The following is an 8,384-nucleotide window of genomic DNA, read 5'->3' as shown; positions in this document are numbered from 1 at the left end:
CTCCGTCGCGCCGTCGACGCGGGCCGCCTCCAGCGCGTCACGGGGGATCGCGGACAGGCCGGCGGCGATGAACGTGATCGCGAACCCGGTCATGAGGATCAGCGCCCGTTTCGCCGCGCGGTCACCGACCTGCTCGTCCAGCTCGCGGCGCAACCGCCGGCTGTCCTCGACGAGTTGCCTGCCGCGTTCGGTGAGCACCGCGCGCCGAACGCGGCTGTCCTCCGGGTCGGGCGCGCGCTCGGCGTAGCCGAGGCGTTCCAGCTCCAGCAGCTGCTTCGAGGCGGCCTGCTGCGTGACGCCGAGCAGCTCTCCCAGTTCGGACACCGTCGGCGCGCCCTCGATGAGGTGCTGGATCACGTACCCGTGCGAGACGCGGACGCCGGAGTGCCCGATCTCGTGCAGCCGCCGCAGGATCGCGTCGTTCGCCGAACTGCCCGCCAGGTAGGCGAGGGTCGCGAGGTCGATGCCCATCAGGTCCACGGCCGACATTGTACAACCTGAGTTGTACAACTATGGTTGTGAACATGGAGACCATTCACTCGCTGCACCGAGCGCTCGAAGCCGGGCAGTCCGGCGACGAGCTGGCCCGGTTCTTCACCGCCGACGCGGTGACCGTCGAGCACCCGAACCTGATCAAGCCGCACGGCGCGCGAGCACCGCTGGACGAGATGCTCGCGGGCTCCAGGAAGGGCGTGGAGCTGTTGTCGAGCCAGAAGTACGACGTGCACTCGACCCTGCGCTGCGGCGACACCGTGATCGTCCGGCTGACCTGGACCGGCGTGCTGCGGACGGGTGATCAGCTCGTCGCGCACATCGCGCAGTTCGTCGAGATGCGCGACGGGCTGATCAGGTCGATCGAGACGTTCGACTGCTACGAGCCGAGCGCGTTCACCATGGCGGTGTGAGCCTTCTTCGGCGTGATCGACGACGTCCACGGCAACGCGTTGCCCGGCACCGGCGGATAGCGCTTCGTCGTGGCCGTCGAGCCGTACCGGTCGGTGAAACCCCACGAGGTGAACCCGGTGCAGCCGGTCTCCTGCCTGCACACGGCGAGCCGTTCACCGAACTGCTTCGCCTGCAACGACTGGTCGGGCGTGCTGACGTCCATTTCGGACACCCGCACCTTCAGCCCGAGGTCGGCCAGCGCGCGGACGTGCTTGCGGAACGTCTCCGCGGGCACCCGGTCGGCCGCCTCGTACTCGTGGCTCTGCAAGCCGACGCCGTCGATCGGCACGCCGTCCTGCCGCAGCCTCTTCACCAGGGCGTACAAAGCCTTCCAGCGCGGTCCCTCCTGCTCGGCGCCGTACTCGTTGAGATACAGCACGGCGTTCGGATCGACGGATCGGGCGGTGCGGAAGGCCTGGGCGATGTAATCGGCTCCCATGGCCTGATACCAAAGATTGTGTTCCAGTCCATCCGCGTTGTCCTCGTTCATCGGCTCGTTGACGACGTCCCACTCCGCGACGCGGCCCTTGAAGTGCCCGGCGACGGCCTTGATGTGGTCGGTCATCACGGTTTTCTTGTCCGGCGCCGACCTCATCCACGTGGGCAGCGCCTCGAACCACACCAGCGTGTGCGCGTGCACCGCGATGTCGTTGGCACGTGCGAAGTCCACGATCGCGTCGGCTTCCTCGAACGCGAACACCCCGCGTGCCGGTTGCACGAACTGGGGCTTCATGTCGTTCTCGGGCGTGATCAGGTTGAACTGCTCACCTGCTGTGGCCCGATACACGTCATCGGCCACGAGCGGTGCCACGGCGAGCGCGCTGCCCACGCCCATCTTGCGCGGCAACGCTTCCGCGCGTGACCGCAACGAGCCGGGCACGGTCTTCTGCTTCCAGTCCGGCGCCGTGCGGATCCCCGTGGCACCGGTGGCCGTCAACGACTTCAGCGTCCACGACCCGTCCGCGCCGAACCAGACCTGCCCCGAGGAGAACACGCCGGGATCCGGCACGGTGCCGAGCTGCCTGCCGCCGGCCGAGAACTCGAACGACGAACCGGACCGCTTCACCCGCACGGTCACGTCACCGGACAGCCCGGAGCCGAACTTCTTGACCTGCACGGGTTTGTCGCCCTTGCCGTTCCACACGGCGACGTCGAGCCGCCCGCCGGTCACCCCGACGCGGACGCTCGGCGGTTCCTGCCGCCACTCGTCGTAGATGATCGGCGGCGAGCCGTAGAGCTGCAGGTAACCGGAACCGGACATGGTCGCGTCGATCTCGAACGCGCCGTTGACCACAAGTCGCGGCCCGAGCAGGTTGACCGGCGGGTTGGGCTGGGAGCGCTGGCCTTCCGTGGAGACGATCCACCGGTCCAGCGGCCGGATCCGCACCCCGTCCGAAGTCGGTGTGGCACCGGCGAAGTGACCCCAGTCCTGGCCGCTCAGCAGGTCGAGCGGCGCCTGGGGTGCGACCGGGACGACCCCGGCCGCGAGTGTGAGTGCGGCTAAAACGGGCAGCATCGAGCCCTCTCCTGTAGTGGGCGGCGACTCAGCTGACGGCGGAAACCCTGGTGGCGACGAGGCCGGCGAGCACGGTGGTGAGCCCGGTGGCGACGGCACCGGTGAGGATGGCGGCCTCGCCCAGCCGGGACGTCTCCACGGCGGGCGGGTAGGCGGACAGGCCGTTCAGCGTGGCGCGCACGGGGTCGACGAGCAGGTCGCCGTTCAACCCGATGCCGCCGCCCAGCACGATCAGCGACACGTCGACGACGGCGGTGATCCTGGCGGCGTGTTCGGCGATCCGCGCCGCCTCCCACGCGACGAGGTGCAGCGCGCGTTCGTCGTTCTCCCGCGCCGCGATCATGACTTCTTCCGTGGTGACGAAGTCGGAGTGCTGCCAGACGTGCGCGAGGAACGCGTCCGCGGCGGGGCTGTCGGACCGGAACCGCTGCCCCTCCGGCACGTGGTCGATCTCGCCCGCGGCACCGTTGACGCCCCGGTGCAGCTCCCCGCCGAGCACGAGCCCGGCGCCGACCCCGCTGCCGATCGACAGGAACGCGAAGTTCCGCACGCCGAGACCGACCCCGCGCCAGCCTTCGCCGACGGCGGCGAGGTTGATGTCGTTCTCGGCGATCACCGGCAACTCCAGCGCTTCGGTGAGCTCGGCCTTGGCGGCGAAGCCCTCCAGCGCCTCCTGGTTGGCGTCGTGGACGATCCCGGTGCGCGGGTCGATCACGCCGCCGATGCCGATCGTGGCGACCTCGGGGGCGGCCCCGGTCGCGGCGACGAGCTCGTCCCGCACGTCCCTGGCCACCTCCAGCACGTGCGCGGGGTCGTTGCTGCTCACGGGCTGGTCGAGCCGCGCCAGCACGGTCCCGTCGAGGTCGGCGACGCACGCGCGCAGGAACCGGCTGCCGAGGTCGAGCGCGAGCACCGTGGCCGCCGTGGCGCACGGCCCGAAGTACACCGCGTCGTACCCCGCCGCGTTCTGGGGTTTCGGCACCTCCTCGACCAGCCCGGCGCCGAGCAACGCGTCGATCGCCCGGTTCGCGGTCGGCTTGCTCATCCCCAGGTACCGCGCGAGCTGCGCGCGGGTGACCGGGTGTGCCCGCCGGATCGCCTGGTACACGGCCTGCACGTTGGTCTCCCGGACGTGCGCGCCGGTGACGGCTCCTGTCATGCCCGCCAAACTAGTAACGAGACGTTACCAGTGTCCAGGGCCACTTGTTCACATACCGCTCGCATACCGGCCCTCATACCCCGGCGCGGTTGCCTGACGGTGTTCCTCGACGAAGGGAGACCGGCGATGGCCGGTGAGAAGCAGTACAGCCGCCGAGCGATGGGCAAGCTGGCGGCGGGCGCCGTCGCGGCGGCGGGCATGGCCTCGTTGCCGGGCAAGGCCTCGGCCGCCCCGCACTACCGGGCGCACGGCCCGTTGCTGACCGACGGCTACCAGACCTGGCTCGACGCGATCACCAACCAGTCCGCGAACCTCGCCAAGGTCGTCACCGGCTGGGGCACACCGGGTCCCGGCCCGTGGGCGAACTACCGCGACCACGTCTGGACCGCCGCCGGCGCGACGAACTTCCTCATCGTCCGCACCACCACCGGCGACACCGACAACGTCATCGACCCGAACCGCGCGGTCACCGAGATCCGCGACTCGCGCTTCTTCGAGTACAAGAGCATCCGCTCCGGCGCCGACAAGTGCATCATCGAGCTGGGCAACGAGCCGAACATCCGCGTCGCCGACCCGTGGGTCTACGGCTACAACCTCGGCGTCACGGTCGACCGCGTCCGGGAGGCCTTCCCCGGAGCCAAGATCTGCGGCACCGCGCTCTCGCCGAACAAGGGCACGAACCCCGACACCTGGTACGCCAACCCGAACTTCGTCAACGCCATCGCCAAGTGCGACTTCGTCGGCGTGCACTTCTACAGCAACGCCACCGACGGCAGCTTCGCGAACCAGGGCAGCTGGAACGAGCTCACCTACGCCGAAACCCTGTCGCGGTGCGCCTCGAAGTGGTCCGGCAAGCCGGTGATCGCGACCGAGTACTCGATCAGGACCACCGCGCTCACCCCGTACCAGAAGGGCTACAAGTACGGGAACTTCATCCACTTCGACGACTCGGTCGCGGGCAACCTCTGGGGTGCCACGTACTACCACGTGCAGACCAACCCGAGCGGGGTCGACTTCAACGAGAACGTCGGCTCGGAAGGGGCCCGCGGCTACCGCAAGCGGCTCTCCGAAGGCGGCCTCTGAGGTAGACTGAAGGCCGATCTACCTGGGGGTTTTGGTTGAATCGGCACATCAGGACGGTCGACGACGTCCTCACTCTGCTCGACGGTCTGTTCGCTCCGGAGGCCGACCGCTGGACCGAAAAGGCCGGCGGCTGGTGGGACCGCTTCTACGCCGACCGAAGCCGCGAAGTCCCGTTCTTCGCGGCCAAGCCGGACGAGAACCTGGTGAGCTACCTCGAACGCGGGCTGATCAAGCCGGGCCGCGCGCTCGACGTGGGCTGCGGACCCGGTCGCAACGCGATCTTCCTGGCGCGTCACGGGTTCCAGGTCGACGCGGTGGACCTCTCGGCCACCGCGATCGCCTGGGCCCGTGAACGCGCGGAGGGCCTCGACGTCCGGTTCCGCCAGGGCGACGCGTTCGCGACCGAGGGCTCGTACGACCTGATCTACGACTCCGGCTGCTTCCACCACCTGCCGCCGCATCGCCGGATCAGCTACCTCGCGCTGCTGGACCGCGCGCTCGAACCCGGCGGCCACTTCGCGTTGACGTGCTTCACCGCCGACGAGGGCACCGCCACGCCGGACGCCGAGCTGTACCGGCAGCGGGGGCTGAGCGGCGGGGTCGGCTACCAGCCCGACGAGCTGCGGTGGATCTTCTCCGGCCACGCCGAGGTCGAGCTGCGCCGGATGACCGAGGAACCCGCCCAGTCCCCGGTGTTCGGCAAGGCGTTCCTCTGGACGGCGCTGTTCCGTGCACCGAACGGACGTGCGCGTCCGACAGGCGGAATCGATCGGGGTCGCCACCTGCGAAAGTAGGGAGAAGGCCCTGCTCCCGTAGGTGATCCGAAGCCCCTACCCGCCAGTATCGTCGGCCGCGTGAAGCGGGCAGGAGAACTCGCACCGGAGCTGCCCGCGGCGGCGCCGGACATCTCCGGCGCCGTGATCGCCTTCCTGATGATCGCCGGGCTCGCGGTCCTCTACCTGATCGGCCGCCGCCGGCTCGTCCAGCGCGCGGAACGTGCCGAGCGCGACCTGCGGGCCGAGCAGGCCCGTGCCGACGAACGCACCAGGCTCGCCGCCGAGATGCACGACGTGGTCACCCACCGCCTGAACCTCATGGTCCTGCACGCCGGCGCGCTGCGGGTGGCGGCCAGGGACGACAGCACGCGCGAGGCCGCGGAAGGGCTCCGCACCGCGGGCTGTCAGGCGTTGGCGGAGCTGCGCGACCTCGTCGGGGTGCTGCGGTCCGGCGGCAGGGCGCGCATCCCGGACGTGCTGCCCGACCGCCTCGCCAACCTGGTGGCCGACTCCGCGGCCACGGGCCTGGAGGTGACGCTGACCGAGCACGGCGACGCCGACACGATCTCCCCGGCCGTGCGCCGCACGATGTACCGGGTCGTCCAGGAGTCGCTGACCAACGTGCACAAGCACGCCCCCGGCGCGCACACCGAGATCACCATCCACTGTGGACCGAGCAGCGTCCGTGCGGTCATCCGCAACACCGCGCCGCCGGCCACCCCCGGCACCGCGCCGCCGCGCTCCGGCAACGGTCTGCTGGGGTTGCGCGGCCGGGTGGAGATGGTCGGCGGCACGCTCACCGCGGGCCCGACGGACGACGGCGGGTTCGAGGTGGACGCGGTGCTGCCCGCGTTCGTGCCGACCTGATCACCGGCCGTTGAACCAGGCGATGCACGTCCGGAGCTGCCGCCAGATGACCGCCCGCAGGTCCTGCAACCCGATCGGCAGGACGCCACCGATGTCGCCGATCTCCTTCAGCATCGACAACAGCTGGAACTGCTCGACGAGGCACGTCGCGTCGCCGCGCTCCCACAGCTCCTTGACGAGGCACATCTGCGCGGACAGGCCGATCACGTCGGTGCGGCCGCTCAGCTTCCTGCTCAGCCGCACGACGGCCCGGTACTCGTCGGCGATCGTCTCCACCTCACCGAACTGCGCCCGGATGAGCGCGAGGTCGAGCCGGCACGCCAGCGTCAGCTCGTGGTCACCGAGGCTCTCGGCGCAGTCGTCGGCCAGCGCCGCGTACTCCTCGATCGAGGACCGCGCCTGGTTGCGCTCCCAGTGCAGTCGCGCCAGCTCGCGGCGCACCGTGAGCACCTCGGGGTGCCCGAGCCCGAGATAGCGCAACCTGACCACGAGTGCGTGGCGGTACATGGCCTCACCGAAGGCGTACGACCCCGACAGGCGCGCGAACTCGGCGACCGCGCAGGTGAGCCTGCTGCCCATCAGCTCCCACTGCTCCGCGTTGGCGAACGTGGCACGCGCGTCGTGGATGCGGTCCACGACGTAGGCGCACTGCGGGCTCAGCACACCCCACTGCGCGAGGTCGCGCGGGTCCGATGTGGACAGATAGCTGGTGCAGCCGTCCAGTGCGGCGACGCAGAGCGCGAGATAGGCGTGGAAGTCCTCCTGGACGTCGGCCTGGTGCCGGTTCGCCTCGCGGATGACCGGGTGCACGGTCAGGTACACCACGGACGCGCCGGACGACCGCGGGTTCGTCATGGTGCCCTGTTCGACCAGGCCGAAGTCGCCGAGCAGCACCAGCGCCCGCATCAGGTCCATCTCGCTGACCTCGGGGAACAGCTCGGACTGCGACAGCACGCGGTGATCGAGCAGCACGCACGGCACGGGAGCCTGCTCGAAGCACGACAGCCACCGCAGCAACGGGCGCGCCAGCGGTTCACCGTGCTCGGCCAGCAGGTCGAGCGACAGCTCCCAGGTGCGCAGCAACAGCTCGCGCTCGTCCAGTCCGCTGCCGATCTCGTGCAACCGGTCGAGGTCGGCGAACCGCTGCTGGAACGTGACGCGGTACTGGTCGAAGTCGCGGGGCAGCGCCACCGCGTCCAACGGCGGGAAGTTGCGGGCCGCGTTGAGGTAGTGGCCGGCGAGCCGCAGCGCGAGCGGCAGGTAGCCGAGCGCGCGGGCGAGCTCCGCCGCGTCGCCCGTCGCGTTGGGTGCCGCCGACCGCAGCAGCTCGACCGCGCTCTGCTCGTTCAACGGCCCGATCAGGATCAGCTCGGCGGCACCGCGCCTGCTCATCTCCCCTCCGTCCCGCGAGGTGATCAGCACGGTGCCCCCGGCGCGGGTGAGCGCGGGACGCCACGCGGTGAGCACCCGGTGGTCGTCGGCCTTGTCGATGATCAGCAGCCACGGCCAGCGCGCCGCACCGAGCACGCGCCCCAGCAGCTCCACCGCGGAGCTCTCCCCCGACCACGCCCTGGCGATGTCGCTCGGGCACGCGCCGGCGTCGAACGCGACCTCCCGCAGGCCCGCCTCCAGCGCGGCGGCGTTGCCCGCGTCCACCCACCAGGTGCGGATCGTCGTGTCGTCGCGGCCCAGCCGTCTGGCCGTCTCCAGCGCCACCGAGGTCTTGCCGCAGCCGCCGCGGCCGTGCAGCACGACAGCGGCGCCGTCGGATCTCCGCGCGACGCCGAGCAGATGCGCGATGACGTTCTCCCGGCCGTGGATCTTGCCGACGAGCCGGTCGAACGGCGGCGCGATCGACACGAGTCCCGGCTGGGGTTCCACGCCGGGCACACCGTTGAAGACGAGGTCGCCGCCGATCCGGCCGGCCTGGAACACCGTGCGCGCCGTACTGGCCTCGATCTTGTTGTTCGTCGCTCCTGGCGGCAGGTCTTGGCGCGACGACTGGTCATCACTCACGCGGCGGACTCCGGATGAATCG

At 70.3% G+C, this 8,384-nt stretch carries 8 protein-coding genes; 4 read left to right on the top strand and 4 right to left on the bottom strand.

The annotated features are described in order from the left end of the window. Positions 1-471 (bottom strand): MarR family transcriptional regulator (locus ABZV40_RS17705; RefSeq protein WP_355442014.1); only part of this gene is annotated, 471 nt, incomplete at its 3' end. Between the two features lie 53 nt (positions 472-524). Here ABZV40_RS17705 and ABZV40_RS17700 point away from each other — a divergent pair. Next, positions 525-905 (top strand): nuclear transport factor 2 family protein, encoded by a 381-nt coding sequence (locus ABZV40_RS17700; protein ID WP_355441986.1) that lies wholly within the window; start codon positions 525-527, stop codon positions 903-905. On the opposite strand, the gene ABZV40_RS17695 is transcribed toward ABZV40_RS17700, so the two are convergent. Beyond that, positions 872-2,461, bottom strand: coding sequence for an endo-1,4-beta-xylanase (locus tag ABZV40_RS17695; RefSeq protein WP_355441983.1), 1,590 nt, complete (start codon positions 2,459-2,461; stop codon positions 872-874). The genes ABZV40_RS17700 and ABZV40_RS17695 overlap by 34 nt on opposite strands. A 28-nt stretch (positions 2,462-2,489) precedes the next feature. Beyond that, entirely contained in the window at positions 2,490-3,620 is a 1,131-nt protein-coding gene (locus tag ABZV40_RS17690) for an ROK family transcriptional regulator (protein ID WP_355441980.1), read from the bottom strand. Between the two features lie 126 nt (positions 3,621-3,746). Between ABZV40_RS17690 and ABZV40_RS17685 the strand changes: the two genes are divergently transcribed. Genes ABZV40_RS17685 through ABZV40_RS17675 form a run of 3 tightly spaced genes read left to right on the top strand, consistent with a single transcriptional unit; the run spans position 3,747 to position 6,346 of the window. Beyond that, positions 3,747-4,703 carry a hypothetical protein gene (locus ABZV40_RS17685; RefSeq protein WP_355441978.1) on the top strand — a complete coding sequence of 319 codons (957 nt, stop codon included), beginning with the start codon at positions 3,747-3,749 and terminating at the stop codon, positions 4,701-4,703. 35 nt (positions 4,704-4,738) lie between these two features. Continuing rightward, positions 4,739-5,497: a class I SAM-dependent methyltransferase gene (locus tag ABZV40_RS17680; RefSeq protein ID WP_355441975.1), complete on the top strand. Its 759-nt coding sequence runs from the start codon at positions 4,739-4,741 to the stop codon at positions 5,495-5,497. Positions 5,498-5,557: 60 nt separating this feature from the next. After that, entirely contained in the window at positions 5,558-6,346 is a 789-nt protein-coding gene (locus ABZV40_RS17675) for a histidine kinase (RefSeq protein ID WP_355441972.1), read from the top strand. Here the strand turns inward: ABZV40_RS17675 and ABZV40_RS17670 are convergent, their stop codons facing one another. Continuing rightward, a complete protein-coding gene (locus ABZV40_RS17670) occupies positions 6,347-8,362 on the bottom strand; it encodes a hypothetical protein (protein WP_355441970.1) in 2,016 nt (671 codons plus the stop codon). Positions 8,363-8,384: the final 22 nt, after the last annotated feature.

Origin of the sequence: Lentzea sp. NPDC004782 (assembly GCF_040609115.1) — a bacterium.
Classification (GTDB): Bacteria; Actinomycetota; Actinomycetes; order Mycobacteriales; family Pseudonocardiaceae; genus Lentzea.
The sequence above is the reverse complement of the archived record's forward strand: the minus strand, read 5'-3'. Positions and strand labels throughout refer to the sequence as shown.

Excerpts from the sequence above, each read along its gene's own strand:
- ABZV40_RS17695 (WP_355441983.1), bottom strand. The coding sequence starts at position 2,461 with ATGCTGCCCGTTTTAGCCGCACTCACACTCGCGGCCGGGGTCGTCCCG.
- ABZV40_RS17690 (WP_355441980.1), bottom strand. The coding sequence starts at position 3,620 with ATGACAGGAGCCGTCACCGGCGCGCACGTCCGGGAGACCAACGTGCAG.
- ABZV40_RS17685 (WP_355441978.1), top strand. The coding sequence starts at position 3,747 with ATGGCCGGTGAGAAGCAGTACAGCCGCCGAGCGATGGGCAAGCTGGCG.
- ABZV40_RS17700 (WP_355441986.1), top strand. The coding sequence starts at position 525 with ATGGAGACCATTCACTCGCTGCACCGAGCGCTCGAAGCCGGGCAGTCC.